Genomic DNA, 25,981 nt, shown 5'->3' with positions numbered 1-25,981 from the left:
AGTACTCCCTGTGAGTCCAATTTACGAGTGGTTGCGCAGGACAAGCCTGTATCGTCTGTTTGCTTAGCGCAGTTGACCATTGCAGTCCTGGTCATCCGCGAATGCCTTGCCCGGCCAGCTCCGAGGTAGGAGTGTCTACTAGGCATCGGAGCGAACCTCGCTTCCATTCAGTTCAGCTGGCTGATCGTTTTGCTGTTTCGTCGACGCGACGTCTTCACCTTCCTCCGCCTCAACGGGGAGGTCGCTGAAATAGCAGCTCGGTGCTTGCGGGTCTTTGATCTGCGGTACGCCATAGGCCTGAAGCTTCCGGAGACTTGCTGTCTCAAGATCATTCGGAATACCAAGGTCGCTGTACTCTTCTCCTGGGCGCTGATAGGGCGAGTCAAAATCGCCCATCTGACGTGCGGGAAGGGCACCATCAATATCACCAAAGCGGTACCACAGGTACCTCGCGAAGGCTTTGAATACCCGCCTAAGCGTGGCGTTTTCGTACCAGTACTCAAAAAGCTGTTCCAGGAGGACATCGATCTCCTCGACCTGTGGTATCGACTCAAATGAACGGACAATCAACAGCGCCGTACGCCAAGACAGCGCGTGGTAGGACAGCCGGGTGCTGCCAGTACTGTCGAATGCGATCCAGTACAAGTCGTTGTCAGCCCAGATGACCTTGATGTGTGCAGCAAGCACGAGCTCCTCGGGAGTCAGCCCTTCATCGATCGCTCGTTCCAATGCCGCCCGGGTCGCGCCCCATCCGCTCATGATGTAAATCTGTTGAATCAGGGGAAGCGTTCCATGCGGCCAATCGTACCTGTACACAAGTTCTACGGCCTTTTGCTTCGCACGCTCCTCACGCGTTATCCGATTCTCTGAATCGCCCCCAGCGGGCTCGACCTGATACTTGTCATTGTCGAACACAGTGTCTGGATCGAATTCATAGAAAGCGAACTCGTCATCAGCGTCCTTCAGGTACTCACTGTCCCTGTGGGATTTGTCTTCACGCGCTTTCGTGGTGCCGTACAGTTCTAGCTCGGCCAACTCCGCTGCGAGGTTTGGGTCGAAGTCGGCATCCTCGGAGTACGGTATGTCCCCCGCGCCTATAGACCCATCATCTTCAATCTGGTCGAGGTAGAACGCATCAACGTCGCGGGAATCAAACAACGCACCAGACACCGGTTCGTCAGCCAGGAAACGGCTCAATGGTTCTGTTGAGGCATCTGCCTCGACCTCGGGCGCTAGCTCCGCAGGGGATTCCAACGGTGCTTTTTTGGTACTGTTGACTGACGAAGTCGACCATAGGCTAGGATCTGGCCTGTCGATAATGTGGGCCTGTGTACTGCCATCGCTATCGGGCGTGCTAACCCTCGCTGGGTTCAAGCTCAATCTACGTTTGGGTTCCTTCGTGCCAGTCGCTTGATGTAACTGTTCCCCAATGCCGACTCCACTCACATCAGTGCTATTCGGTCTACTGGCAGGATCCACCCGGACGCTGGTGTTGTGAGCTTGTGTACTGCCATCGCTATCGGGCGTATAAATCCTCGTTGGGTTCAAGCTGAGCCGGCGCTTGGGTTCCTTCGTGCAAGTTGTTCGATGCGGCTGCTCCCCGCTACTGGCGCCCCACACATCACGACCATTCGGTCTAATGGTCGGATCCACCCGGACACTCGCTTTGTCAGCCTGAAAATGCCGGAACTCAACGGTCTCGTCTTCCAGAGGGGCGAATTGGCGCGCATTCTCCTGAATGAAATCTAAATCGGCTGCGCTTGGATGGTGGTGGTCTGGGCTCATGGTGCGATCAAGGACGAACGCACCCTGCTGACGCCGAATAGCGTCAGCGGATTGCATGGCATTAGCCCCTTCTACGGGACGGTGCTGAAGTGTGTAGACCCGCCCTAACAGCGTCAGATAGTCAGGATCTTGGCCTTCACCCAGCGCATCCAGGAGCAAGCGCTCAGCCGCTTTGAGGTCGGAGGTGGCTACTAGGGCGTTGAGCTCTCTCAAGAGCGAGCCCTTGTTCCTGGCCCCTCTCGCCGCTAATCCCCTGCTGCCACGTCGTTCTATACGCAGCCTTCGGAGCCGCTCCTGAAGTCGAGGGAATACTCCCTGTCGTGCAGAGATTTCGCTGATCACAGACTTCAAGGCCGCATACTCTGACAACTGCAGGTGTGAGCTAAGCGCCACCAGCTCATTATCTCTGGCTAGCCCTTCGAACAGCGCCTGGATTGCAGCCTCCGCAGATCCTGGCTCCGAAGCCATGTAATCCCGCAGGTCGTCCAACAGTTGATCGCAATCCATTGCTCAATTCCCACGCTATCACAACACAAAATTGTGAGCCATTACTCACTTTAGCCGATCTTCTAGGCTCAAGTTAAGCGAATATTGCACACGAGTATCAAACGTTGCCTGGGCGCTCTAACGCCTTACACCAGGGCTAAGCTAGTACTGCAGAATCGGCTGCCCTCTCGGAAAAGCTTCCTCAAGATCGTATTGGTAATAGAGTGAATCAAGATAAAAACCTTCCCGATGAGGCGTCCGCTTAAAATGCGCTCTTAACTCAGCACCTGTGATCGTTGGGAGATGCTTGGTGGCGACGTCGAATCCAAATACTGCCGAACTAGCAATAGAAAACGCCTCCTCCATGTAGACCACTTCACTGACGGGTTTGGGAGGCTTCGACAACCGCTTCCTAGAGGGTAACCTGGCACGCACTTGAGCGCTGAAAGATAGCTCAGAGTGAATCCACGGAGACAACGTAAGCATCCTGCCACTTTCCAGCTGGCGCTGCCCAATCGGAACAGATTGCTTTGTATTCAAAAAAACGAAACATTCGGTTTCATCGATCATTCTGTGAAGCTCGGTCATTAGCAGCATATGCACAGCCGCAGAGGCCTCATTGCACTTTCTGTGCGAGAAATACTTCTGATCACCAACAATTTCGGACTCAGAGTACTTCTCGTTAACAATATCCAGCAGCTCATCCATGTAGCCCCAGACGCAGGAGTCGATGAAGACCTTCACTCCTCGCTTTTCCATTGCAATAGCGAATTTTATCGCGTTCTCTTCATCACGGTGCGAGTGTGAGAGAAAAATGTGTGCTTGCTTCGCCGGAAACAGAATGCGAGCAAGCTTTTTGGCATCGAGAACGTCATGGCCCTGCAGTCGAGTGACTACGAATTCTGCAAGATCTTGGATGTTTATATTCCGTACGCGCGCCTTGTATTCTTCTACTGCCTGCTGCGACACCTGCTCTAGTGGCTTGTAGTCTTCGAGCTCAAATCCGAGATACATGATATTCCTTGATCATAACGGCATCCAAACATAACCATTTCCGGCGGTACTTGCTCAGCTGCATGGCAAGACACCACCTGCCATAGGCTAATTAATCACTCGTCAAACTGTGCAGTCGGCCCAAGCGTAGTTCCTCTGAGGTGACTTACCGCCACATGCCACCTCTACTAAGTAGGCAAATTACGATTGAATAGCGTGGCAAAATCTATGTCCTCAAGTTCCGCCCCGTGAAAGTAACCTTTTTCACGAGCGAGATTGAGCGCTGCGCCGCCTGGTGCGGCAACTGGAAGAACGAAAGCCTCAGGATTAAAACGTCTGAAAATATCGTATTCGACCTCCACACCATCCATGCCGCCAATGAATACAGCCCCAATCAGATCCTCACGGGAGAGCATCTGTTCCCGCATCAGTTGCAAACTAGCTTGAATATCGCCAGGCACGGGATCGGTATAAACTACGTTATCAAACCGTTGGTTCTCTTCCGGATAGCGGCCTTCGAAAAAGCGGCTTTGATACAAAACAACAGAGTCCGTGTAATTAACCCCGAGATCTTCGCAGATGCTCCAAATCATCGGGGTAATGGCAGGATGGCCACCCCACACAATCTTGTGCCGGCGAACGGTAGCGATGGCCATCTCGCGAACGGCGCACTGGATCAGAAACGGGTCGGCAGTCTCGTAGTACCGCCCTCTTCCAACGACCGGAATACTCGCCGAGAGAAAAATCGCCCCCATTGCTACACCCTCCAGTCCGATAATTCCCAACCCGCCTCGCAGGCTTTAACCCAACGTGTCTTTTGTATCGACTGCCCTAGCCAATCCAGGTGGCTCAACCACTGCTGGTGCAGCCCGATATGGTCATAAAGTATGGCCACAGTTTCATCAGGAGAGTTCATTGAGGCTTCGTGCATTGTCATCGAAGTAGGTACACCGACCGCAGGATAGACTACGATCAACACACCATCCGGCAGGCGAACGCGAATCCCGCGACCTGCCCCAATGCCAAGCATTTCACCACCTATATCCTCTACGCCCATGCGTAGCTTGCTAACCAAGTTCACTGTTCTGACTGCATGGCTCTTGCTTCGCACCTCTTCGAGCTGCAGGCAGATTCGATCAACTGCGCATTCAGTGATTCGCCCCGTAATGTCATCTAGCTCACTCTCAGCCAGCTCAGCGAGACTTGCGGTTTTCGTGCGTTCAGACCCTTTGGCTCCAGGCCAAGCTACCCGAAGAACACCGATCCCCTTAGCAAGCGCCCTTCCAAACTCAGCTGCTGTCCATCGGCTATTGAAATAGTCAGGTGTGTCTAGCATCAACAGCACGTCAGAATCACAAAGGCGGTGCCACAGCATGGTCTGGAAATCTTCCGCTGGCGCGATGCTGTGGGTATCGAGGAAAACATCAAAATGCCTGGCGGAGAGCGCATCGAACATTTGCAACGCAGCCTGCCTTGCTTCATCCCGTCGATAGCTAACAAACACCCGTCTCTGTTTTGGAAGTAAGCCGACACATTCTAAAAGCGCAGTAGCGATACGTCTGGCCCCACCATTGGCATAGGACAAACAATTCAATGGTCGCAAGACGTCTGGAATTTCGGTCGAGACTCGGGTTAAATCGGAAACGACAGGAATCACAGGAATGCCGCGACGAAGCAAATTTAACAAACCGGAATGATCGGCTCCTACCCCTCCAAAGAATACCGCTGCACTCGATCGTTTCTGATCAGGCTCGAAGATTTCTGGAACAACCTCCCAGCCAATCTCGTGACCAAGCTTCAGGCCAAACATCGCTACAGAACTTCCCACAGACTCCGCTAAATCTGCTATCTGGGATTCGGATGGAGATCCGAGCAAGGCAAGTTGATAGGTGGGCTTCATAGATCTCTCGAATTATTGCGACCTTGCATTATATGCTACACTTTCAATCTACGCGGAGCGGGGAACATCAAGCAGTTTTGAGTCGACCCCCAGTTCCCTATATAGCAAGTCCAGATGCTCAAGCCCTTTGATATATTTGTGACTAGGGCGCATGCCGGAGGAGTCAGCTTTATTTAGCCAGTGTGAAAACTCCGAAAAATCCATCGAAAGGGATGATTCAGGCAAAGGAAACCTAAACTCAACACCCTCCTTATGATCGAACGCTCTGCCGTGCTCAAGACTCATAACTATCTGTTTCCGAGGCGTGCGTTTAACATTCTTAACGAACGTCAACTCGGAAAAAATCCATGGCGAGGAGAGTTGCTTATGCTTACTAACGTGCTCATCAAACCTGACCGAATTTTCCGTCCCCAAAAACACGAACAGCTCTGATTCATTAATCATCTGTTGAAGTGCAGCATTCAGAATCAAATGGACGTTCGTTGTAGTTCTATTTCTAAGCTCATAGCTATACGACGTCCAACCTTCGGGCTTAGAAAATTTCTCGTCAATCTTGCGAAGCAATTCATCTGCGTACCCCCATGTGCAGGAATCTACAAATGGCTTTAGCCCAATCGACTCAAGACTCAACGCCAAACCAATGGCTTGATTTTCGTCTGCATGCGAGTGCGAGATGAAAACATCGATATCACTTTTCGGAAAAATTTTTTCCTGAATCTTGGCAGCATCTAACACATTGCCCCCGTCAAGAAGGTATTCTTCCAGGCGCATCGAAATTTTATTATTCCGTTCTTTGTACGAGATAATATCAGAGGGGCTCCACTCAAGCGTGGCACCAGCAACATTATTAATTCTTAAATCGATGAACATTAGCACCTCGAAATTATTAAAATGCGGTGAGTCGAGCGCCAGAGAACCGAAGCGCCCGCGTCGACTCAGATCAGAAGCGCTCCCACGCGTCGACATGCTGGCCGTCAAAGAATCTGGAGCGCACCTCGGCGAAGTGCTCCATGGCCGCTTCATTTCCGCGTTGCGCCATCTCCTGGATAGCCTCGGCGTCATCCATCTTGATTTCGTCAGGAGTCTGCTGGTTGACACGCACATGACGTGTCGGCCCCAGGAAGCTCTGCGCGAGTACCAGGGCGCCATGTTCTTGGGCGGCAAAAAAGAGATCTACGCTGTGAGGTGCCCAACCCGCCTTCCCTTTTCCGAGCTGGTCGGTGAAGTCGCTTTCGCTGCTGAGTGTGCCAATGCTCAGCACATCAATCCTATCCAGAGGGATCTTCAGGTATCGAACCGCTTCTGCCAGCGCCGGAAGGATGGGGTTATTGGCCCAGACGCCACCATCGAGGAACGTCTCCAACGCGACAGGCCCATCGAAGGTAACTTCATCAAAATAGGTAGGTGCAGCGGAGGACGCCAGTGCAGCGTCAACGGCTGAGATATCCCGGTAAGCGGTGCGATCTGGGCTATGCGGGGTGACGATTGCCTCTGCCTGACCTTGCTTGGCCCTGACAGTTGGAATCACCAGGCGACAGCGGGAATCTGCAGCCAGCGTTTTGTCCCCATACACCTCAGCCAACAGACTGCGAAGCGTTGCTGAGTCATGTTTTGACTTGAGCCAATGCCGAAGCTTCCGATCCTTCGGGAAAATCTGAGGGCCCTTTTTCTCGTAAAAGTCTAGGATTTCACGTGGCTTCAAACCCATGGCGAGCCCAATGGCCAAAATCGCGCCCGTGGACGTACCGGCCACCAGGTCGAAGTGCGAAACGAGGTCGTTGCCACCGCCCGCCTTCAGCATGTCATCCCACTTGGCCAAGACTGCCGCGGTGAAGGTGCCTCTGAGCCCTCCGCCGTCGAGCGCCAAAATGCGAAAATTCCGGCCGCGAGAAACGTTACGCCGAGTAAGCGGTAGATTGATCAACTGGTCGAGAATCAGCTTTACGATCTGGTCAGCTGACGTGCTCTCGGCAATAGTCCGGTTCACATCTTCAGACAGGCCATTTCGCAGGCGGGAAAACAGCGAAGGATTGTCTTCAAGATAACCGGCGATTGCCCCGCCAAAGCCCGCGACTACAAACCCTGGCTTACCAAGCTCAAGCATCGTAGCTAGTTCATTGGGAACGCCCGCCTTTGCTTTGCGGACGTCCCACCAGGCGCCACCCACGCAGACGACAACGTCGGAACGATCAGCCATCCAGTCACGCATCGGAGTCAGGCCGTCTCCGCCGAAGCCATCGCTGTTATCAGCTGGTACGATCTCTACAGAGGCAAATGCCCTCTGCTCTTCGATTTCAGCCGTGTACTCCTCGGTGGAGTAGCTTTTAGCCCTCACCAGGGTCAGCGCCCCTTTGCTACCACCTGCCTGAATGAAGTTTTCAGCAGCTTTGCGCAGCGGCTCGGTAAATGACGGGTGACTCCCATGGACAATAGAGCCCCCCTCACTGAAGACCTTCGCTGCGAACTTCTGTACAAACTCGGCGATGTCGGATTGCAGTTCTTTGTTCGAACCGGATAGGTGAATTCTGACGCCGGCCAGGCGCTGGGGGGCTGTCATGTGTAAATCCTGAATGACCTGAGATATCGACTGTTGAGGCCCGTAAGCTTAAAGCTGTGCTGTTAACGACCGGCCTGCACAGCTGCAATTTCGATCCAGTCTGCGATATTGTCTCGGCCATTTTTAGCCACGAAGTCGTATCTCTTGCAGTGCTGGGACAGTTCTACAACCGTGTTTTCCCTGGTAGGAGCGTCAAACCACAGTTCAGAGGCGGGTATAGAGGAGACGTAGTCCGAGTACTGTACCCATTTACCGGCCTTGAGCTCCGCGAAATAAAGCTTCCCTTTGGAGAGGTAAACACCCACCTCAGCCAGTGGGTCTGGGCCTTTCACGCCAAGCACCTGTTTGTCATTCCTGATGCCGTGGATATCAACAGTGAGTAGCCCATTCCCCTTCAAAACACTACGTACGATCTCATACCTTACCCACCGCCTGGCAGCGGTGTACTGGCCGGCCAGTACACACGTCACAGAGGTGTTCTTCAGACCCTCGCGAAGAAAAGCCTTCAGCGCGTCATCTCCTTCCTTCTTGGAAGCTTCGAACACACTGCCGTCAAAGAATCCATCCGCCTCTCGATCTTTACCGATATCCCAGCATTTCCTGACGTTAAAGACTCGCCACACGTCTTCCTGGTAGTGGAAGGAGAAAAACGTTCTACGCGCCATCCTTTGCTCCGATTCGTTGAGATCCCTCCATGCCCACCTCTGGAGCGATTGCGCTCGCTCTGGCGGAAAATGCCGATGATTGACCTGTAAGGCACGTCACTAGGCATTGAGAGGGTTAGAAGCAGGCAAGGTTACACCAAGCAGTAGCGCATGACATCACTATGATGGCAAAAGCGAAGTTGCAAAGGTCGGAGGCAACTCAGACTGGACAGGGAAGCGTCTGGGCTTGCTCAGTCACACCCCGCCGGGGACGGTACCATCGCAACTCTCAATTCAACCTGGCAAAGCGGCCTTTGAGCCTACAGCGCGTTTAGGCTGTGGATTCAGCGGGCCGCTCTGGTTTCCAGACGTCGGGGCCTTGTAACGGGGACAAGATGACGAGTTACACCTCGGGCTCAGTTGCGTTTGCTCCAAACCACAATCCGCTTGGCTTCAGGTTTAACGGCCCCCACAAAACCTCTTGCAGCGAGGGCATCGATCAGTCGGCGATCTACATCACGAGCCGGGAAGGTCACGCGCCGCTTTTTGAGTAAGGCCGGATAATCCTCGCCGGCGATCGGCAACACGACAACAGTTTCCAGCCAACTGCAGCCCATCGAGAGCGCATGGATCAACATGTGGATCCTTTGTTCTCTAGAGAGCGCTCCGTCCGGGAGCAGCTTCAGCATCGTCGGGAGGTATGCCGTCGGGAACCTCAATCCGTCTCTGGTCGCGCGATCACACGCTCTAGCCAATGCTTCAACGGCACCTTCGCATGTGTCATAGGCATCTCCGGGAATGCCCGACCACATCTCAATTTCTTCAACTGTTGAGCACACATCTGCGTTGCTCAGCTCAAGGGCCAACGACACCGGTAATGCCGACATGTCCATCTGTTCACGGGCAAGGCTCCATCGGCGGATGAGGTAGGCGCCTAGATACGTGAAAGCATGTTCGGCAATGAACGTCCTGATGTCTGCCCGGTACTCGACCATGTCACTATTGACGAACATGCTCCACCGGTTGCGAGGCGTCGCGGTGTCCATGACAACCCCTGGGCTCAACACGACCTTCGAGAAAAGCGTGCGAAGGGTTGCATTGTCGACTTGCGGCGCGCGGATGAGGAATGTCTGCAAGCCATCGTTGCGTTTCGCGTCCTTCCATAATTCTTCAGCCAGGTCTTGAGCATTGTGCTTCAGAAAATCAACGAATGTAGCCAGTGCCGACTCACCCAAATCGACGAAGCCTTCGGATTCTTTATCAGCTACAAGCGCACGATTGAAGCACGTCCAAGCCGCTTCACCAACAGGGTGAACACGTCCCGCCATCAGGATCTTCGCCCATAACGAAGTCGGTACCGCGTCAAGGTCAGCCACGCTGCAAGTTGTCTGTTCGAGCAATACCTCCAGTGTGTAGGGTTCGCTCTGGCAAAGTCCGAACAAGGCCACGAGCGATTCTGGTGTCTCTTCGAGCGCCCCCTCTTGGCTTACGAGTTGCGCCACGAAACCGTCCGGATCCTCCTCGATCATGCTGTCCAGGCCAGTGAGTTCCAGTTTGCTGAGCCGATGGTACGTGACCCTATCGCTGTGATTCCCTGGATCCAGCGTCTGGCAGAGCAACTGGAGCATTTTAAGGTTCAATGCCAAGCAACCCCATTCCACCATTTGCCGCAGATCTGCGGCCGTGGCACTCGCATCAAGGCTGGAGAATTGTGCCGGCAGCTCCCTGACCCACCTCCATCCGCTCTGATTACTCGCAAGCTTCGCGGCAATAACCGACGCCTCACGAAGCTCACTGATGGCCTTCCTCAGTACGCGAGGCTTATCGTCGAGCGTTTGCATCTCCTTCGGTGCCAGAACATCCAGAAGCGCAACGAGGTACTGCTGACGCAAGACGGGGGCTTTAAATCGATCATGGTTCAGCAGCAAAGGGATGAGGTCGCGATCTGCGCCATACATGGCTCTCATAAGTGCCGTGGCTTGCCACCGAGGAGTAATCGATGCAACGGCCTCGGCGAATCGCTCCGTGTAATCATGACCACTTCGGAGGATCATGCGAAGCTTGTCCTTCCTGGCAACCGCGTCATCCTTGTGCATATGCAAAAGCTCTTGGATGAGATCAACCATGATGCCGCGCCCATCAGCTACCGAATCCAGATCCAGCTTTCTGACCACAAGCTCCGGATTATGTATTGGGGTGGTTACATCGTACTCCTCACCCCGAACCAGTCCCATGATGAGGTTCTTGTCAGATTGGGTGAGTGAGCCCTCATAGAAATAGCCGAGGTAATCGACATAATCAGTGTCGAAAAAACCGCGGTGAACCAAAAAGACTATGAGCTCCAACCCCTTCAGACGCTTCGCCACTTCACTGCCGTACCCCATGGATACGATCTGTCGGAAACCCGCTGTTTTGAGACGCTGCACCTTGCTACGGTTCGTTTCAAGTTGCTCATCCAGCTCATCAAGCGAGGTCTGGAAGCGTTTCAGGCGCTCATCGTATCGAGCCTGCTGTAACGCCTTTCTAGTCTGGAGCCCCTGCCCGCCTTCGCTCCAGGGGGATGGTGTCATCATTACCGCCGTCTTAGACGCCTCAACCTGGGAAAAAGCGGAGTCAGAAACAAAGTCGATTAGCGAAAAAGTGGCACCTGTATCGAGTCGAACCTGGCTTGCAGTGGGTTTATTCCCAAGTTTGATAAGCTCGTACCAGACACAGGTACGCAGTTGTTGCAGGTTGTCAGCCACCTCGTCCTCGCGCCTCACGCGCTGATCTTTGAGGGTTTTAGCTGCCGTTTCGAGCAGCTTGACTTCGGCTGTTACCCACGCCGCATAGCCCTCGATGACCCCATAGATCGCGCCCCTTCGCTTGACCAAGTCAGCGTAGGCATTAGGGTGTAGGTTTCGAATCGCAACCATGGCAAAAAGCTTGTTGGGATCTAGCTCCAGTCCGTCCTTGGCCAGTACATTTGCGTAGACGTCATACTCGTTGACGATGTTCTTGATCAGCCGCATTTCGTCAATGTAGTAGCAAACCGTCTCAATGAGCTTGAGGTTCAAGCCATCATCCAGTGGTTTGCCGGCCACCTGCCGCGCCTTCATGAGCTCGACCAGCTTTTCCCTGGAGTTCTCGGAGTTAATCACAGGGATGATGGGGATGATGAGGTCGAAGAACTTCGTCTTGTCCGTGACTGTGAACAGCTCGTCACGGATGGCGTAGACGAAATGGACAGAACGCCTGACCTGAGGTGATCGCTGGATGATGAAGTTGATCTCTCGCAGCCTGAAGAAGATATCCTGAATGTCAAAGCGATCCAGGTCTTCAATGACCACTACGTTGATATCACTGCGCTCGAAGCAATAGATGATCTCGTCGACGTTCTTATGAAGCACCGAACCATGGTGAGTCGCCTCAAGCTTGCCTCCCTTGAGAGTCAGACCATCGATAGTGAACAGGGACATGAACCTCAACCCCGAGTACAAGAGATAGACAGCACCAATGGCCACGCCAGCCAATGCTGCAGACTCGGGAACAACCATCAAGCCCTTGATCAACCATTCCAGTGACACGGTTTTTATCATCGCAAGCTTGGGCACATAGAGCCTCAAAGCGCAGACGGCAAGCAGACTAAACCCGAAGGTGCGCATGCTGATACTGAAGGTTGAGGCCTGGGCAATCCGCTTCAGGCGAGTCTTGGGCACTTTCGCTGCGGGCACCGCGTAGAGCAGTTGCTGGACGATGGTCTCTTCAATGCGATTGACCAGGTCGACATCGCCTGGTGTGTGCTCGCCCCCAGTAGCAGCCTGACCCTCAGGTTCCGAGTCAGGCTCGGAAGGTTGACCACTCGGCTGAGGTGTCAAACCCGAGGAGGGTTTGCTGAAGGTCGCTAGAGACACATAGGTGTGGTTGAACTGTGGATGATTGCTGAAGAATGTCTTCAGCACGCTGCTCTTACCGGCGCCATAGCTACCTGTGAGCGCGATGTTCAGAACATCGGGGTTTTCCAGGGCACGTAGCAGCTCGCGTTCATACCGAGCCGATCGGCCATCCGTGACAATAATGGGGGTCAACGGCTCAAAGAAAGGATCAACGTTGCCCCCCTGACGCTGGATGGACAGCACTCTCCACGCAGCTTTCCCTCCAACCACAACCGCTTCCCACGCCAGCCCTAAGCGATTTTTGATTGCTCCCAACATCTACCCGATCCCATGCAATGGCCTTCCGTGTCCCGCTGAGCAGGCGAATGACCGCTAATAATCCAATCGATGCAGCGGTGACGCTGCGCCAAAATCCAATAGCGGCTATATGCCATATTCGGTGGGTAAACACCACGAAAGCACCGATGGCGGAGATACGAAGCACCGACACCCAAAGCCCACAGCTCCAGATCTCCACCAAGCACTTAAGGATTTGAAGGGCAGATCTGTGAGTGCATGCTTCTGCGAGCACATCAGACCTTTTGGGCATCGTAGGGCTGCAGTAAAAACCTTACCGTAAGCGTCCGCCCAACTCACCTTGCCTCATTCAGGCCGGCATCCACTGTTGCCGCAGCAGCTACACAACCTCATTCGCCTGCTGAAGCAACTGCCGCTGCCTGGCGCCAAAAACCCAAAAATTGATGAGAACAGCGGCTTGGACGGCGATTTCTACATGATCTCAACTCTGCAGAGTATCAATGCCCTCGTTTCCCGCCGCCGCTTCGACGCTGAGCGCTCGCCTGTGCTCGGCGCTCAGCGCGATTAGCAGGCCCATTAGACCGTTCGTAATCCTTCATCAGCCCATGCCCTGGAAATTCCTGCGCCGGATATGCGATTTCACTCATCGCGGAATCTTGCATTATGCCTATGCGATCACAATCCTCACGAGCAGAGGCCAGTTGTTCAGGGGTCGGTGGCCCAAGAAACTCCATGTAAAGAACATCCTGCGATGAGGCGTCAGACGTCATGGGTTCAATGGCGATGCCGATTACTTCCTTCGCATCAGGGTGCTTTAACCTTACGCCATGGCAATAGGCTTTAAGGACGAGTGCTCTGTCTTTCCGGTACTCCTCATAGTCGCTAGTTACGTCACGCCCCATGACGGTGAAAACGTAATGCCGATCAGGCACCGAGAGACTTCGAGCTCTGCGGGTAAACTGCGCACTCGCAACGACAGGACGATGTAGGACGCCGGTTAACGCCGCTGCCAGCATGCGTCGACCAAAGCGGGTTTCACTTGCCATGGCTCTGACAAGCTCTTCTTGCTGATCCACGGTGTAACCACCACCAAGCACCGCCACCGACTTAGCAGACCTGATGAAAGTCGACTGATACTCAATGATTTGATCCCACATGTAGCTTTGTTGGTTGGCAGCATTTCGTGAGGCACGCTGGGAGCTAGCATTGAAAGCCTCCCACTCCCCCTCCGGCAACATGATCATGCTCCGTCCAGACGGAACGTTCGAGACGTGCGGCAGCGCGTGCTTATCATTCCGCACAGTGGTCTGATAGAGCGCAATAAGCTCTTCTTCACCCGGCGCGCTGATGTACTTGGCGCTGTTGAAGAAACGCTCCTTTTCCGAAAAATAGGCGACTAGGTCAGCAATGGTGTCGAGCTCACCCAACAGCACGTCCAGGGTCAACTCATCCAGCACATGAACGAAACGATCTCTTCCGGCAGGCCAGCCAATGGTGAACGGCATCTTAAGGTGGTCGGCTTTGCCCTCAAGCACGGTGTTGATCACCAGACTACCGCTGCTCTTACCCTTCCAATTGGCGACACCCGCATCGTATGAGCCACGGGTCACCGCGATGCGGTGAATGGTCGCCTGTTTCATGTCCGGCAAACGGAACGGGAAAGGCACGTTGCACTGCTTGTCCAGGTAGAGTCGATCGGGGTGCTCACGAATGAATTTCTCGGCGCCCAGCAGCTGGCTCACCGATTTGTCTACCGCTCGCTTGTACCATCGGCCCCAAGCCACCAAAGGGTCAGCGTGGTCGGTGTACACGCACTCCTTGTCCGAGAAAATCAGGATGTGGTTTCCAAAAACCACGAGTAAATCACAGAGCTCCTTGCCATCGCCGGTTGGCGAGGTTTTTCCCTCGTCAGTATGAACATTGCTGTAGCACCAGAGGCTCAAGAACGCACGACGCGCAAGCTGGCTCAGGTAACGCTCAGAGTCGGTTTTCGGCTCAACCTCAATCGCAGCTTCCCACGGTGTTTTCCCGGGCATATCGGCACTCCTAGCACCTGAAGGACAAATGAACCTGATGCTACGCCTCCCAAGCGGGTTTGGAGGGTAGGCGAAGCGGATCCAACAAGCGTAACCAGAAACTCCGAACAAGGTAAGCGTCCGGGAAGGCGCATCTCGATAGAGCGGCATCCATTTAGGGATGACGTAGGCATTGATGCCGGGGTTGATGGCGGCACTGGAAATGGATGCGCCAGGTTGCAGGCATACCTGAACGATCTGCGCTTCGAACGGTTTCGGATAATAGCTCCATTGGCGTATGGAAATCCTGACGATAAGGGTGATCGCGTCCGAGACGCCCTACTTCGCCACTGCAAGACATTGCGTCCAGCCACGGGCGATGCACGAGAGGATGCCCCCTTAGCGGTGGACGCACTCGATGCACTTGAGGAGGCGCTCCCTGTGGTCGAACAGGGGGGGGGGCGAGGAAAGGCGAAGTGATTGGCCCAGCGGCCACCACGGCTCAGTGTTGTCCGAAACAGGAATGCGCTGGACGGACAACACCGTATTCAAAGTAACAGCGTTACCTTGTTATTTTTGATTCCAGTAGGAAAAGCAATTCGGCCTGTCGGCCTTAAGGAGCGATTTCCCCTAGCCGCTGCCGGGCCGGTTCCATGTGAGCTTCAGCACCGTGGCAAACGCCAGAATAGAAACAGCGAAAGCGTTCAAGGCAAATGGCAACACCTTTCAGAACCAGCGCCCGGCTTCAGTAAAACAGCGTCGGTGGAGTCGCTGCTTTTGCTTTGTTCTCAAATATAAGAGCTCCGTCTCGCTTGAAGTTTTTCAAGAGGGGGGTACTTTTTTCGGACTTGGTCATATCGTGTGATGCGCACCACAAATTTCTGACAATCCACACCGGTTTTATCGCTTCCGTCGCTGAGAGAAAGCGCCATTTCTCCCTGCTTAACTGCATCGAAATGCCCTAAGCTTGGCATCAGCCTAATTCCAAAGGACATTGCCGATGGTCGTCAAACCCAACCTTGGCCCTCATGCCGGAGCAGCGCACAACAACCTGTCGTTCACCCGGGCGTTCAACCGGATCATGCTTGCACCTGGGCGCCAGTACATCACCCTCGGGGGCGTCCCCTTCACAGCCAGAGCGCGGCTGACACAGCGTGGCGTCCATGAGGGAGAGCCCGTGATCGTCTTCTACAGTGGTGGCCGTGAGAAAGCGCGCAGCTACGCATGCTGCTGGGGCCTCCAGACCAACTGCAACAGCACCCATATCAACACGTACACAGCAGCACTCTGACCCCGTAGTTAGGGAGCAGCCTGCTTCCCCCTCTGATCAACCTCCTACGGGTGCAGGGTGACACCGACCACGCCAGAGGTTGAAATGCTTGTATCCGGAGCGAGCAGCGCTGCCTGACTCAGTGCTTGGGGGCCGCTGCAGAACGACGGTACTCCTCGGCAATAGCCTCGATTCGCTCGGGGCGAATAACGCCATCCCCTTCTCCAGCAGCCACCATGTCGAAGATTGCGTGGATAAGCTCGTCACTGTCTGGGATATCGATCTCGATGTTCCGGCAGAACAGTGAGCGAATGCGCTGACCTTTAACAATCTGACGCACAAGGATCTCGAAGCGATGCCCTTCGGGCATGTGGAACTGCTTGAGGTTGGGCGGAAGCTGCTCACGCTCCCCAGGATGCATGGGCCGCATACGATGAGTACGATCTTTGTTTCGCTCGAACCAGGCAGCGTCGTCAGATTTCCAGGGGGTGTCAGTGAGTGTGATGACCGTAGGCTCGGTGACTACACCACCTTTGCGCATCACGTCTTTCGTCATGGCATCGATGGCATCAACACCTGAGCGCATGCGATCAACAGCGGCGAAAACATCTGGGGCAGGCATCTGCCCGCCCGGCGCTTGCTGCAACACGCTCACGATGGCGTCCGTGTTCTGGTTGATATAAACCCCAGACCCCATGACCGTTTCGAGTTTGCGGACACAGCAGTTCGACGTCAGCACAACCTCACCATTAGGGAAATCCTGAAAAAGACTTCCTGATTTTGGCAAAATACCCGGACTCCACCCGCCGAGTTTTCCGATGAAGCAAATGACCTTCGCCGACGCCGAGTACGCCGGCAAGCGCAAGCAGACCCGCAAAGAGCTGTTCCTGATCGAGATGGATCAGGTGGTGCCGTGGAAGGGGTTGATTGCCCTGATCGAGCCGCACTACCCGAAGGGTGAAGGCGGTCGTCCGGCGTATCCGTTGATGGCGATGCTGCGCATACATCTGATGCAGAATTGGTTTGGCTACAGCGATCCGGCGATGGAGGAAGCGCTGTACGAGACCACCATCCTGCGCCAGTTCGCCGGGTTGAGCCTGGAACGCATTCCTGATGAAACCACCATCCTCAACTTCCGTCGCCTGCTGGAAAAACATGAACTGGCGGCCGGCATCCTCGGTGTGATCAACGGTTACCTGGGTGATCGTGGTCTGTCGCTGCGCCAGGGCACCATCGTCGATGCCACACTGATCCATGCGCCGAGTTCGACCAAGAACAAGGACGGCAAGCGCGACCCGGAAATGCACCAGACCAAGAAAGGCCAGCAGTTCTACTTCGGCATGAAGGCGCACATCGGCGTGGATGACGAGTCGGGCCTGGTGCACAGCGTGGTGGGTACGGCGGCCAACGTTGCGGACGTTACTCAGGTCGACAAGTTGCTGCATGGCGACGAGAACGTGGTTTGTACGGACGCGGGCTACACCGGCGTTGAGAAACGTCCAGAGCATGTCGATCGTAAGGTTATCTGGCAGGTGGCGGCACGCCGCAGCACCTACAAGAAACTCGATAAGCGCAGCGCGTTGTACAAGGCCAAGCGCAAGATCGAGAAGGCCAAGGCCCAGGTGCGCGCCAAGGTCGAGCATCCATTTCGCGTGATCAAGCGGCAGTTTGGCTACACCAAGGTGCGTTTCCGGGGGCTGGTGAAGAACACCGCGCAACTGGTGACGCTGTTCGCCCTGTCGAACCTATGGATGGCACGCCGACATTTACTGACGAATGCAGGAGAGGTGCGCTTGTAATGCAGAAAATGGCGCGGCGAGGTGCTCGCTGGGGCCAGAAACACCGAAATAAGCGGGCGATTTGATCGTTTTTTGATCGGTTTACCGCTTTCAAAATCAGCGTAGGCTGAAGTCAGTCAGAAATACAGGGCTATTTCAGACCATCCTTAGGCAGCAAGCCGCCGAAGGTCTGCGCGTTGTGGGTCAGCGGTGCGCGACACACGCCACAATTGTCGCCGTCCTTACGCAAGATCTTTGGAAACTCTTTTTCGTAGCGACGCCGGGCGGTGCGATTCATATCAGGGTCTCGTGGCCGAAATTGTTGAAAATCCAACTCACTGTAGACCACCTTCATACACCAGCGCAGAACGGTCATTGCTGGCCTGAGATACCCACCACAACTGGAATGCCGGATCGGCTGAAGCGGCAACAAGCCGTCCAGTCCGGCAAGGCAGCTGGGCTCACGCAACGCCAGACAGCTGCCCAGCTCCAACTCGCCAAATCGACCGTTGCTGATCTGGAACGACTAACACTCCACCTGCGCGCGATTGCTGGACATATCGGCCCCGGAAGCGCCCTCCCTTCCAGTGCGAATAATGGCACTGTAGAATCGCCCCCGGAAGAGGCAGGTTCATCCTCTCGCTCGCGCGAGGGTGGTTCTGATAATGAACGGTTTCGACCGTTGAGCGCACGCTCACTGATCCCCTAAGGGATGTTCAAATGTACTCAAATCCTCCTGCCTTCTTCCCATCTTAGGAGAAATCACTCCGGCGCTAAATCAGTTGGCTAGTTGGAAGTCACTTACGGCGCTCCGCAAAAACTAACAAGCACCTCACCCCTAGAGACTTTCAATTAAATAAGCTAAGATCCGTGATATCTTAATGGAATCACGGGGATAAAAATGCTAACCAGCGGCTATCTAATTGGACAGATTATCGACGAGTTCTCAAGTCTAGGCGAGCAGGCAAAGCTTAGAAATCGCCTCGGTCTATCAGATCTGTCTGTGTTTAGCGAAAATTTTTTCCGCGACGTCATAAATATCATCGAGGGATATAACTTAGTTAACACCAATGAAGATCGGGCGAATGAGCCAGGAGTGGATCTAGGCGACGAAGTTAAGAAGATTGCATTTCAGGTCACCACAACCAAAACCAGTGAAAAAATAAAAAACACCCTCAAAAAGATCACAGACGATCAGCGAAAAAAGTACAGTAGATTTGTAGTCCTCGTCGTGGGCGAAAAGCAAAAAAAGTATGAATCTGTCGTAGCAGCATTGGATAACCGTGACGAACACGAAATCAGTCCGGATATTTGCTTCAATCCAGACGCCGACATAATTGACCTGACTGATCTAGCAAGAAAGGTGGTAGGTCTTAAATTCGATTCGATTAAAGACCTGCATCGACTTGTTCAAGATCAAATGTCAAAAGTCAAAATTGAATTTCAAGTCCCAGACCCTGACGGAAACTATGAAACCTCCGGATACAAGCTATGGGAAATACTGCCAACTCCAGAGCTTGGGGATGGTTCTAAATTTGCGAGTTGGGAATCAAGGCTCCATGACAATCGGGAACCGGATGAAGACGAGATTGATGCAGTTAAAGACGCGATAGTAGAACTCTCTAGACGGCTACATAGGTTGCCACGAGTCACACGTGAATTCTTGGCCGTGCTTTTTGAGCGTTCCAGCTATCAGAATCAGCGCTACACGGAGCGTCGAACTTTATACCACCCTACAGTGCTTAAAACCTATCGAGACGCGCAGGCCGAATTGGATTTACTAGGCACCGAAAACCTGATTTACATAGATACCGACCAAGCTCCGCATGACTATGAGGGAAGAGTTCCTCCTGAAATCGATCTATGCATGCGACTTGGACATGAAGGTTTTCAGCTTGGGTTCTATGATTTTATAACGGAGAACAAGCTATCCTTTAAGCGAGTAATTGTAGAATTAGATTTCTCAGGCTTTTAAATATTTCTTGGGGGCGCTACGAGTCGCACAACCCTGTGGCTCACCAAGCAATATGGATCATATTTGAATCCCGCTGTTGCGCTCAAAGACCCAGCTTACTCAAATCAAAAGTGCGACTAAAATCCGGTTAGCACAGTGGATAGAATAGAGCCAGCCGAGGCTCTCCCTACCATCTTACCTAAACGCTCTCCGGTCGAGGAAAATGCGCTGTCTTTAACTTGCCTTGCAGGGGATTAAAGTGCCTAAAACTGATCATGCAGATCAAAAACAGAAGAGAATATGCTACCTCTCAGGACAGCACCTAAAGTCCCCCATGGAAGCTTATAAGGATTACCTCAAAAGCTTGGAGACTTCTGAAGAGGGAGAGGATTCCACTAAAGAACCACTCCCCTTAGGTAAAGAACCCTTGGATCCGGCCAGAGAATCTTTGGAGCATATTATTCCGAATGCGATAGGCGGGAAACTCAAGTCAAAAAACATTCTAAGCCATGCCGGAAATCAAAAGCTCAATGACGAGATCGACAAAGAATTTGTTAAGATATTCGCGTCATTCACGTCACGCCTTTCTGTCAACAAAGACAGAAAGACCACACCAAGCATGAGCGCCTTCCATATCAGCCATGGAGTTAAAGTAAACTTCAAAGATGGCAAGTACTTCCCCACCTCTCCTTACTACGACGATAAATCCAAGACGATATACGCCTACCCGCTGAAAAATGCAGAAAACTTCAAGAAGCGTCTGATTAAAGATGGCGTGATTTCTGATCAGGACGAAATCGAACTGGCTGATGACATGGCCGGACAAATTGAAATCCCATTCGATCTTGGGAACCTTAATTTCAAACAAGGTATGGCGAAGATAGCCATCGGCTACGCTTCTCTCAACGGCATAGCGCGCGAACAATTAGACGAAGCTCTTGACGTAGAAAATAACTCTATTTCCCAGCGAATCTCGCTGATACCCTCATTCCCCACTTCCAAAAGCGAAGACTTTTTTGAGGGAAACATTGTAGCAAGCCCTCACTACCCATGCCATACGCTAACGCTCTGCGGGCATGAAGGAATGCTGTACTGCCACATAGAACTATTCAACGCATTTCAATGGTACGTAGTACTGAACTTCGAATATAAAGGTGAGGACATATTTCAAACCTACACCTACGATCTGCTTAATGATCAAGAAATCTCTCGCGAAGACTACATTGCGTCAGTTAAGCTACCTCCCGGACTTCCTCCGATCAAAAAATTTAGAAAGCTGCCACCGCCCCATCTTGCCAAGATGGCACACGCGGCATCGACAAATAAAGAAATGCTAAAGGCTTATAATCATCACAAATTTAATCAGCTATCAAACTTCACCAAGCGTCATTTCGTGTACAACAAAGCAATTGCACTGGGAATAATAGCTGAAGATACCCAGCAGTAGAACGTTGACCGTAGTGGGCAGCGTCGGCTTAAGCACCATGGAGCGTTCACCAGCTGTCACATGTAATGGCGCTGGTGAACACTATCAAACTCCGGATACTCCCTGCTCCCTTGCGATCCAGGTGATGGCCCACAATTCCAAACGCGCGAGGGCCTAGCTCATCACATCGTTTGGAATCCCCAATCATCAGCACTTGGGTGGTTTCAGATCCCAAGACCTGGCTGGGGAAGGTATCAAGCATGGCGCAAACGCTTCGGTACATTTCCAGGTCTGGCTTGAGCACACCAATTTCAGCGCTAAGCGCGTAAGCATCCAACCCAGGGAGTAAGTTCCTGGCTCGTAAGCAGTAGGGCCCGGCCAAGTTTGAGCACACCCCTACTTTGATCCCATGCACTTGGAGACGCTCGATGGCAGGCAGAGCATCATCAAAGCACTTGATCGACTCAAGCTCACGATCGAGCGCACTCTGCAGCTCGATCAGTTGGGTTGGCTTGAGTTTGATTCCAAATGCAGCCGCTGTATCCTCAATTCCGTAGCCGTGGGTCATGATCCAGCGAATATCATCCGGCAAAGCAACGCGCCCCTGCTGTGAGCCTAGGCGGAGAAGCTATCGATAGGGACTCTGCCGGTTTCGAATCTCCAAAAGCGTACCGAAGAGATCAAAAATTACTGCTGCTGTCATTCCTTGCTCCTCATCGGTGCGCAGCCTCAACCCAGCCTCGCAGCTGTCCAGAGTGGCAGCTACTGCACAGTCACTCCATGAGCCGCAAGCTCGTTTACCAGCGTGCTCCTGCGCAACATACGGGGGATTTTGAAGAGGCTTCTGTATGCATAGAAGAAGCAAACTGGTGCGAACAGGAGGCCGACGCCAAAAGTGGCCGTCGCGATGATCAACGCTGCAGGAATTGCCGCTACCGCGAACACGACCCCTTTCAGAATACTGGATTTAGCAACCAGTCGCAGGTGGTCTAGGTCATACTCGACCTTCCCATCTGCCTTCTGGAAGGCTACCAGAACGATGCTTTTCTTGCTCAGATGCTTGTAGTACCACGTTCTGGGCTTGTCCGTAACAATTGCTCCATGCCTTTTCAGGTAGTCCAGCATGCACACTTCTTTGAAATAGAAGGTTTTCCCCTCGCCGTCTTCGCACCGAACTTGACTGTAGAGCGTATCAATGTCAGCAGTATTTTTAACATTGTAGTTCTTGATAGTAAGTTCAATTTTCTTCAGATCAGACATGCATTTTCCTTAGTGCATTTAATCTTAAGGCTGCTGATAGCTAAGGCCATGTGAATACCTGTGCACACGCAGCCCTCCAGCGGCTTGTGTAAGCTGGATAAAAAACTGTAAATCCGAGGTGTTCGTCGCGCCTGGCCGACTAATACAGTTTGAAAGCCCCCTCAGACTGACTGGTGAATCAACCCAAGCCAAATGATCAGCGCGGTTCGCCGAGCTCGCTGGCGATTACATAATGGTCATTCCCACTAAGACTGCGCATCAGCTTGAACCCCGCCCTTGTCTCAACCAGCACGAGCGGAGGAGTAGCAACGGTCATTCCATTCGAGCTCACGTTTGACTGATCGCTGTAAACGAGCGCGGCGTAGCTCTGCCCTACTCTCGCAGCGTTGATGAGGTAAGCGTCAACCATCACCCCCCAATCTACTCCCTGCGCTTGGATGACCTCTGAGGGAAGATCCCGCTTGAGTTCTAGCGGGTCGACGGCGTGGTCGAAAAAGTGCTTCATCGCCGGATTGGCCATTAGATTTGGATCTCGAAGTAAGGGTCAAAACCGGTATTCTCGCCAGGGTAGCCACGGGGGTTTGAGATCACCCGGCAGCCGGCAAGCTCAACATCTGTAGCCTCGTGCGTGTGACCGAACACCCACACATTGGCCTCCTCAATTAGGTGCGGCCAGTCGTTGGCGTACGCTGCAGTAAGATGCCCTTCATGCTGCTCACCAATCACAGCTGAGGATGGTGAGTGATGTGTCACCACTACCGTTTTGCCGTCAAACGGTCGAGCAAGCTCTTGAGTCAGCCAGTCCTTGGCGATGTGGTTCCGGGTAATCAGGTCTTCCGTGCGAAGTCGCCTGTAGTGGGAGTCACACCGAATGTACTTAAAGTCGTTCATGCACTGCCTAGCGGCATTGCTAGCCGCGACCCAGTTCCCTGTTGACGTGAAGTCAGTCCATGCTGTGCTGCCGAGGATTCTGACATCCCCCAGAATCAGCGATTCGTTTTCCAGAACATGCACGTGGCCGGCCGCAGCATCCTGCATTTTCTGCAAGGTGCGATCGATGTGGCCGTCGTAATATTCGTGGTTGCCTAAGATGTACGCGACCTGGCACGCGAAAGTCTCATTGGCCCATTTGACGCCCCTGGCCTTTTTGTTGATGTCGCCAGCGAGGATTACCAGGTCAACCCCAGCGTCGAGGGGCGGCGGGTCGAAATGGCGGAACTCGGCGTGGAGGTCTGAGTAGATTCTGATTCTCAAAACGCTGACCTTGAGGGTTTAGCTATAAATTGACGCAGGCTGGGTTACAGAGCGCACGCGTGCCGGGACTGCCGGCGCAATGGAGCGGAAGCATCCCAGCCTTCACTTCCTCGACCAGAGCAGCGCACCAAGCGTGCCTGACGGTTCATTTCGCAGCACTATATTGCATGGAGTCGAACCGCGCAATATGGCTTTATCCTCGGCTTTGGGTATTCCAAATGTCGTTGAGAGAACCGCTGGCCGCCGTCTTGAGGCTGACACGTACCGCCCGGAATCTGTCCCAGGAAGACTTTCATGGCAGGGTCGAGGCGCGTCAGATGAACAATATCGAGCGCGCGAAGAGCAACCCAACTCTGTCCTCGCTCGAAGACATCGCCATCGCATTGGACGTCGATCTTGTAGCGCTCGTGGCCGTGGCCAGCGCTCATGACCGCAGCCAGACCCCTAAGGAATTTTTGAAAGACCTGGCCGGCGAGATCACCAAGCTTGAGAAGCTCGGTGTCCTGGATAAGCTCGACGGGGAGTTCACCGACGGCAAGCTGCAATCAGTGCATGGTCGTGTTCGGTCAGGCGCTGCCAATCGAGCTGCGGTGCTTCAGTGCAAGGCTGAGGGGAAGACGCAGAAGGAGACTGCGGAGCTGCTGGGGCTTGCGAAGTCGACGGTGAGCGTGCTGTGGAAGGAGCCGAAGATCTAATTTTCGCAGTGGTAGCCTCATTGAAGTAACCATTTTTCTATGTTTGATGCAGGATAGTATTGCCGAAGCCCGAAGCCAAACTTCGTCAACGCTGAAGCCCTTCTGTGTGGCGCATTGAACAGTACGCCAGATGCACAAACACCGGAGTTTTGGGGACTGCGGGTTCCCTCTGGAGCTGACTTACGGACTTGGTAAGACTTATGATCCTTGTCGGCACAGTTGGTGGTGTGAATGACCTTCTTAATTGAAAACTATTTTGGGCTATCTGACGATTTACTACGAGGCAGTACAGGTGGGCACAACAAGACACCTTGCAGTGATGCAACGGTGGTTCCTACCTGCTCCGATATTGAAGCGAAAGTGCTTGTGAAAACGTTAGATCGGTTGCTGCATATCTTCGCCGGCCACTGAAAGAACCTAGATAAAAACAAGTCGCAAAAATCACGTGCGTTATCGTACTCCTGACCCACGGGCCACGGTGAGTACAATGTTGTATATGTAAAGCTGATCCGACGGTGCTTTGCGATTATCCTAGGTTTTTCCGACCTTACTGCGCTCACAGCTAGCCCCATGCCGGTTCGTACCGAGCTGTGATGGATCGAATACTGAAAGACGTATACGCGTGGCAGCGCCACTAGGAAATCAATCCATACTCCGGTACCGCCATATGGGCCGTCTAGGCAGACTAACCCTAAAGGTAGCGTGATTTCGCTGATTAAAGAGAATCTAGTATCCATTCAATAGCCACTCTCTCTTCTAGATGTTATGACTGTTGACCGCACTTCACTTTCCAGTTGAGGCAACGAACCCCTCGATGAACATATGAATTCTGCGGGAGGCTGTATGTGCATGCCATTGCATAAGTCGGCGTGCGATGACAGCAGCCTGTTCTGGCGTAAAGCCATTGCATGCGTGGCCCACACCATAGGCATCCGAAAACCCAAGCACGCTACCTACTGAACTCAGCAGATCCTCAAGCAAGCTCGATGTTTCTTTTGGCCAGACCTCGAAGAGCCAACCAAGCATGAGCAGAGCAGCCCTTCGGTGAGCGACACTGGCTATCAGCGGGCCGTAAGTGAAAGTCTGTTGGAATAGCGGTAATTGAAGGTAAGCAGCGCCGTTACGGATGTGGCGATTGATGAGGCCGAACTTAGGATAAAGCAATAAGCAGATTAGAAATTTCGAAAACATCCACTCGCTCTTTGGGTGACCACCATTGTTCAGTTGACCCGCGACGTCTTTAATCTCGAAGCTTCTGAGCATATTCTGTACAAACACCAAAGACTTGATAGCCCTCACCCCCTCTTCAAAGCGCGATGCTGAAAGAAACCTGTCCCTATGTAAGTTATGCATTACAAAAAACCTCATGGCCATATTCAACTTAGGGCCGAATGTCTCTGGAGCATCGATTAACGGCAACCCATGCAACTCGCAAACTACTGAAGCCACGGCGTACCACTTCTTGAGGGCGGTTGGGAATGCTTGGGTGCGAATATTTTCTGCCAAGCACTGATAGCAAAAAGTGCGTCTGTAGAAACGTGGTATCAGCCAGCTGCTAGGCGGCTTAACGAATTCTGCCCTGAGTTCACGACTCATGCTTACGGCATCACACGCTGCGTTGGCAAAGCTGGAGTTCAGCGAGAAATCCGGATCGAAATCTGAACCTGAGGCGTATGCCAACCAAAGTTGACTAAGCTCCTCACACCCAAGTGGCGTGTACTTAGAAACCATGCTTTGCCTATACAGCCAGGACGACAGGAGCTCCCCCCCCATCGGTAAGCAATCGACACAA

21 protein-coding genes are annotated in these 25,981 nt (G+C 53.1%); 5 read left to right on the top strand and 16 right to left on the bottom strand.

What is annotated here, in order from left to right:
- Positions 1-138 precede the first annotated feature (138 nt).
- The 9 genes from LMH93_RS13455 to LMH93_RS13415 all read right to left on the bottom strand — a co-directional run bounded on the left by LMH93_RS13455 (position 139) and on the right by LMH93_RS13415 (position 14,573).
- Positions 139-2,292: a hypothetical protein gene (locus tag LMH93_RS13455; RefSeq protein ID WP_230065331.1), complete on the bottom strand. Its 2,154-nt coding sequence runs from the start codon at positions 2,290-2,292 to the stop codon at positions 139-141.
- A gap of 141 nt (positions 2,293-2,433) precedes the next feature.
- Positions 2,434-3,285 carry a toll/interleukin-1 receptor domain-containing protein gene (locus LMH93_RS13450; protein ID WP_230065330.1) on the bottom strand — a complete coding sequence of 284 codons (852 nt, stop codon included), beginning with the start codon at positions 3,283-3,285 and terminating at the stop codon, positions 2,434-2,436.
- 167 nt (positions 3,286-3,452) lie between these two features.
- A complete protein-coding gene (locus LMH93_RS13445; RefSeq protein ID WP_230065329.1) occupies positions 3,453-4,019 on the bottom strand; it encodes an SLOG domain-containing protein in 567 nt (188 codons plus the stop codon).
- 2 nt (positions 4,020-4,021) lie between these two features.
- Positions 4,022-5,164 (bottom strand): toll/interleukin-1 receptor domain-containing protein, encoded by a 1,143-nt coding sequence (locus LMH93_RS13440; protein ID WP_230065328.1) that lies wholly within the window; start codon positions 5,162-5,164, stop codon positions 4,022-4,024.
- Positions 5,165-5,212: 48 nt separating this feature from the next.
- On the bottom strand, positions 5,213-6,034 hold the full coding sequence (locus LMH93_RS13435; protein ID WP_230065327.1) for a toll/interleukin-1 receptor domain-containing protein: 822 nt from the start codon (positions 6,032-6,034) through the stop codon (positions 5,213-5,215).
- A gap of 70 nt (positions 6,035-6,104) precedes the next feature.
- Positions 6,105-7,721 (bottom strand): CBASS cGAMP-activated phospholipase, encoded by a 1,617-nt coding sequence (locus tag LMH93_RS13430; RefSeq protein ID WP_230065326.1) that lies wholly within the window; start codon positions 7,719-7,721, stop codon positions 6,105-6,107.
- 62 nt (positions 7,722-7,783) lie between these two features.
- Positions 7,784-8,386: a TIR domain-containing protein gene (locus LMH93_RS13425; protein ID WP_230065325.1), complete on the bottom strand. Its 603-nt coding sequence runs from the start codon at positions 8,384-8,386 to the stop codon at positions 7,784-7,786.
- A 395-nt stretch (positions 8,387-8,781) separates the two neighbouring features.
- Positions 8,782-12,558 (bottom strand): YobI family P-loop NTPase, encoded by a 3,777-nt coding sequence (locus tag LMH93_RS13420; RefSeq protein WP_230065324.1) that lies wholly within the window; start codon positions 12,556-12,558, stop codon positions 8,782-8,784.
- Positions 12,559-13,034: 476 nt separating this feature from the next.
- The gene (locus LMH93_RS13415) at positions 13,035-14,573 is read right to left on the bottom strand and encodes a hypothetical protein (RefSeq protein ID WP_230065323.1); all 1,539 of its coding nucleotides are present in this window, start codon (positions 14,571-14,573) and stop codon (positions 13,035-13,037) included.
- Between the two features lie 979 nt (positions 14,574-15,552).
- Between LMH93_RS13415 and LMH93_RS13410 the strand changes: the two genes are divergently transcribed.
- Positions 15,553-15,843, top strand: a complete 291-nt coding sequence (locus LMH93_RS13410) for a hypothetical protein (protein ID WP_230065322.1) — start codon at positions 15,553-15,555, stop codon at positions 15,841-15,843.
- 118 nt (positions 15,844-15,961) lie between these two features.
- Here the strand turns inward: LMH93_RS13410 and LMH93_RS13405 are convergent, their stop codons facing one another.
- The gene (locus LMH93_RS13405) at positions 15,962-16,561 is read right to left on the bottom strand and encodes a hypothetical protein (protein ID WP_230065321.1); all 600 of its coding nucleotides are present in this window, start codon (positions 16,559-16,561) and stop codon (positions 15,962-15,964) included.
- Between the two features lie 79 nt (positions 16,562-16,640).
- Here LMH93_RS13405 and LMH93_RS13400 point away from each other — a divergent pair, with 79 nt between their 5' ends.
- Positions 16,641-17,621, top strand: a complete 981-nt coding sequence (locus LMH93_RS13400) for an IS5 family transposase (RefSeq protein WP_064613796.1) — start codon at positions 16,641-16,643, stop codon at positions 17,619-17,621.
- A 130-nt stretch (positions 17,622-17,751) separates the two neighbouring features.
- Here LMH93_RS13400 and LMH93_RS13395 read toward each other — a convergent pair whose 3' ends face one another.
- On the bottom strand, positions 17,752-17,898 hold the full coding sequence (locus LMH93_RS13395) for a hypothetical protein (protein WP_230065320.1): 147 nt from the start codon (positions 17,896-17,898) through the stop codon (positions 17,752-17,754).
- A gap of 603 nt (positions 17,899-18,501) precedes the next feature.
- Here LMH93_RS13395 and LMH93_RS13390 point away from each other — a divergent pair.
- Both LMH93_RS13390 and LMH93_RS13385 read left to right on the top strand, forming a co-directional pair.
- Positions 18,502-19,575 (top strand): SMEK domain-containing protein, encoded by a 1,074-nt coding sequence (locus LMH93_RS13390; RefSeq protein ID WP_230065319.1) that lies wholly within the window; start codon positions 18,502-18,504, stop codon positions 19,573-19,575.
- Between the two features lie 313 nt (positions 19,576-19,888).
- Positions 19,889-21,001, top strand: coding sequence for an HNH endonuclease (locus LMH93_RS13385; RefSeq protein ID WP_230065318.1), 1,113 nt, complete (start codon positions 19,889-19,891; stop codon positions 20,999-21,001).
- A 46-nt stretch (positions 21,002-21,047) separates the two neighbouring features.
- Here LMH93_RS13385 and LMH93_RS13380 read toward each other — a convergent pair whose 3' ends face one another.
- From LMH93_RS13380 to LMH93_RS13365, 4 genes are all read right to left on the bottom strand, one after another.
- A complete protein-coding gene (locus LMH93_RS13380; RefSeq protein ID WP_230065317.1) occupies positions 21,048-21,572 on the bottom strand; it encodes an HAD family hydrolase in 525 nt (174 codons plus the stop codon).
- Positions 21,573-21,742: 170 nt separating this feature from the next.
- On the bottom strand, positions 21,743-22,240 hold the full coding sequence (locus LMH93_RS13375) for a hypothetical protein (RefSeq protein ID WP_230065316.1): 498 nt from the start codon (positions 22,238-22,240) through the stop codon (positions 21,743-21,745).
- Between the two features lie 196 nt (positions 22,241-22,436).
- Positions 22,437-22,760: a hypothetical protein gene (locus LMH93_RS13370; RefSeq protein WP_442800199.1), complete on the bottom strand. Its 324-nt coding sequence runs from the start codon at positions 22,758-22,760 to the stop codon at positions 22,437-22,439.
- Positions 22,760-23,494: a metallophosphoesterase gene (locus LMH93_RS13365; protein ID WP_230065315.1), complete on the bottom strand. Its 735-nt coding sequence runs from the start codon at positions 23,492-23,494 to the stop codon at positions 22,760-22,762. The genes LMH93_RS13370 and LMH93_RS13365 overlap by 1 nt, the downstream gene beginning before the upstream one ends.
- A 317-nt stretch (positions 23,495-23,811) precedes the next feature.
- Here LMH93_RS13365 and LMH93_RS13360 point away from each other — a divergent pair, with 317 nt between their 5' ends.
- Positions 23,812-24,189 carry a helix-turn-helix domain-containing protein gene (locus LMH93_RS13360; RefSeq protein ID WP_230065314.1) on the top strand — a complete coding sequence of 126 codons (378 nt, stop codon included), beginning with the start codon at positions 23,812-23,814 and terminating at the stop codon, positions 24,187-24,189.
- A gap of 783 nt (positions 24,190-24,972) precedes the next feature.
- Here LMH93_RS13360 and LMH93_RS13355 read toward each other — a convergent pair.
- Positions 24,973-25,920, bottom strand: coding sequence for a hypothetical protein (locus tag LMH93_RS13355; RefSeq protein WP_230065313.1), 948 nt, complete (start codon positions 25,918-25,920; stop codon positions 24,973-24,975).
- Positions 25,921-25,981 lie beyond the last annotated feature (61 nt).

Source organism: Pseudomonas sp. CIP-10 (assembly GCF_020911845.1).
Classification (GTDB): Bacteria; Pseudomonadota; Gammaproteobacteria; order Pseudomonadales; family Pseudomonadaceae; genus Aquipseudomonas; species Aquipseudomonas alloputida.
Note: the sequence above shows the minus strand (reverse complement) of the source record. Positions and strands in the feature narration are given on the sequence as shown.

What these genes read in the sequence shown, in the direction of transcription:
- LMH93_RS13455 (WP_230065331.1), bottom strand. Translation starts at nt 2,292, where the DNA reads ATGGATTGCGATCAACTGTTGGACGACCTGCGGGATTACATGGCTTCG.
- LMH93_RS13450 (WP_230065330.1), bottom strand. Translation starts at nt 3,285, where the DNA reads ATGTATCTCGGATTTGAGCTCGAAGACTACAAGCCACTAGAGCAGGTG.
- LMH93_RS13445 (WP_230065329.1), bottom strand. Translation starts at nt 4,019, where the DNA reads ATGGGGGCGATTTTTCTCTCGGCGAGTATTCCGGTCGTTGGAAGAGGG.
- LMH93_RS13440 (WP_230065328.1), bottom strand. Translation starts at nt 5,164, where the DNA reads ATGAAGCCCACCTATCAACTTGCCTTGCTCGGATCTCCATCCGAATCC.
- LMH93_RS13435 (WP_230065327.1), bottom strand. Translation starts at nt 6,034, where the DNA reads ATGTTCATCGATTTAAGAATTAATAATGTTGCTGGTGCCACGCTTGAG.
- LMH93_RS13430 (WP_230065326.1), bottom strand. Translation starts at nt 7,721, where the DNA reads ATGACAGCCCCCCAGCGCCTGGCCGGCGTCAGAATTCACCTATCCGGT.
- LMH93_RS13425 (WP_230065325.1), bottom strand. Translation starts at nt 8,386, where the DNA reads ATGGCGCGTAGAACGTTTTTCTCCTTCCACTACCAGGAAGACGTGTGG.
- LMH93_RS13420 (WP_230065324.1), bottom strand. Translation starts at nt 12,558, where the DNA reads ATGTTGGGAGCAATCAAAAATCGCTTAGGGCTGGCGTGGGAAGCGGTT.
- LMH93_RS13415 (WP_230065323.1), bottom strand. Translation starts at nt 14,573, where the DNA reads ATGCCCGGGAAAACACCGTGGGAAGCTGCGATTGAGGTTGAGCCGAAA.
- LMH93_RS13410 (WP_230065322.1), top strand. Translation starts at nt 15,553, where the DNA reads ATGGTCGTCAAACCCAACCTTGGCCCTCATGCCGGAGCAGCGCACAAC.
- LMH93_RS13400 (WP_064613796.1), top strand. Translation starts at nt 16,641, where the DNA reads ATGAAGCAAATGACCTTCGCCGACGCCGAGTACGCCGGCAAGCGCAAG.
- LMH93_RS13395 (WP_230065320.1), bottom strand. Translation starts at nt 17,898, where the DNA reads ATGAATCGCACCGCCCGGCGTCGCTACGAAAAAGAGTTTCCAAAGATC.
- LMH93_RS13390 (WP_230065319.1), top strand. Translation starts at nt 18,502, where the DNA reads ATGCTAACCAGCGGCTATCTAATTGGACAGATTATCGACGAGTTCTCA.
- LMH93_RS13385 (WP_230065318.1), top strand. Translation starts at nt 19,889, where the DNA reads ATGGAAGCTTATAAGGATTACCTCAAAAGCTTGGAGACTTCTGAAGAG.
- LMH93_RS13375 (WP_230065316.1), bottom strand. Translation starts at nt 22,240, where the DNA reads ATGTCTGATCTGAAGAAAATTGAACTTACTATCAAGAACTACAATGTT.
- LMH93_RS13370 (WP_442800199.1), bottom strand. Translation starts at nt 22,760, where the DNA reads ATGGCCAATCCGGCGATGAAGCACTTTTTCGACCACGCCGTCGACCCG.
- LMH93_RS13360 (WP_230065314.1), top strand. Translation starts at nt 23,812, where the DNA reads ATGAACAATATCGAGCGCGCGAAGAGCAACCCAACTCTGTCCTCGCTC.
- LMH93_RS13355 (WP_230065313.1), bottom strand. Translation starts at nt 25,920, where the DNA reads ATGGTTTCTAAGTACACGCCACTTGGGTGTGAGGAGCTTAGTCAACTT.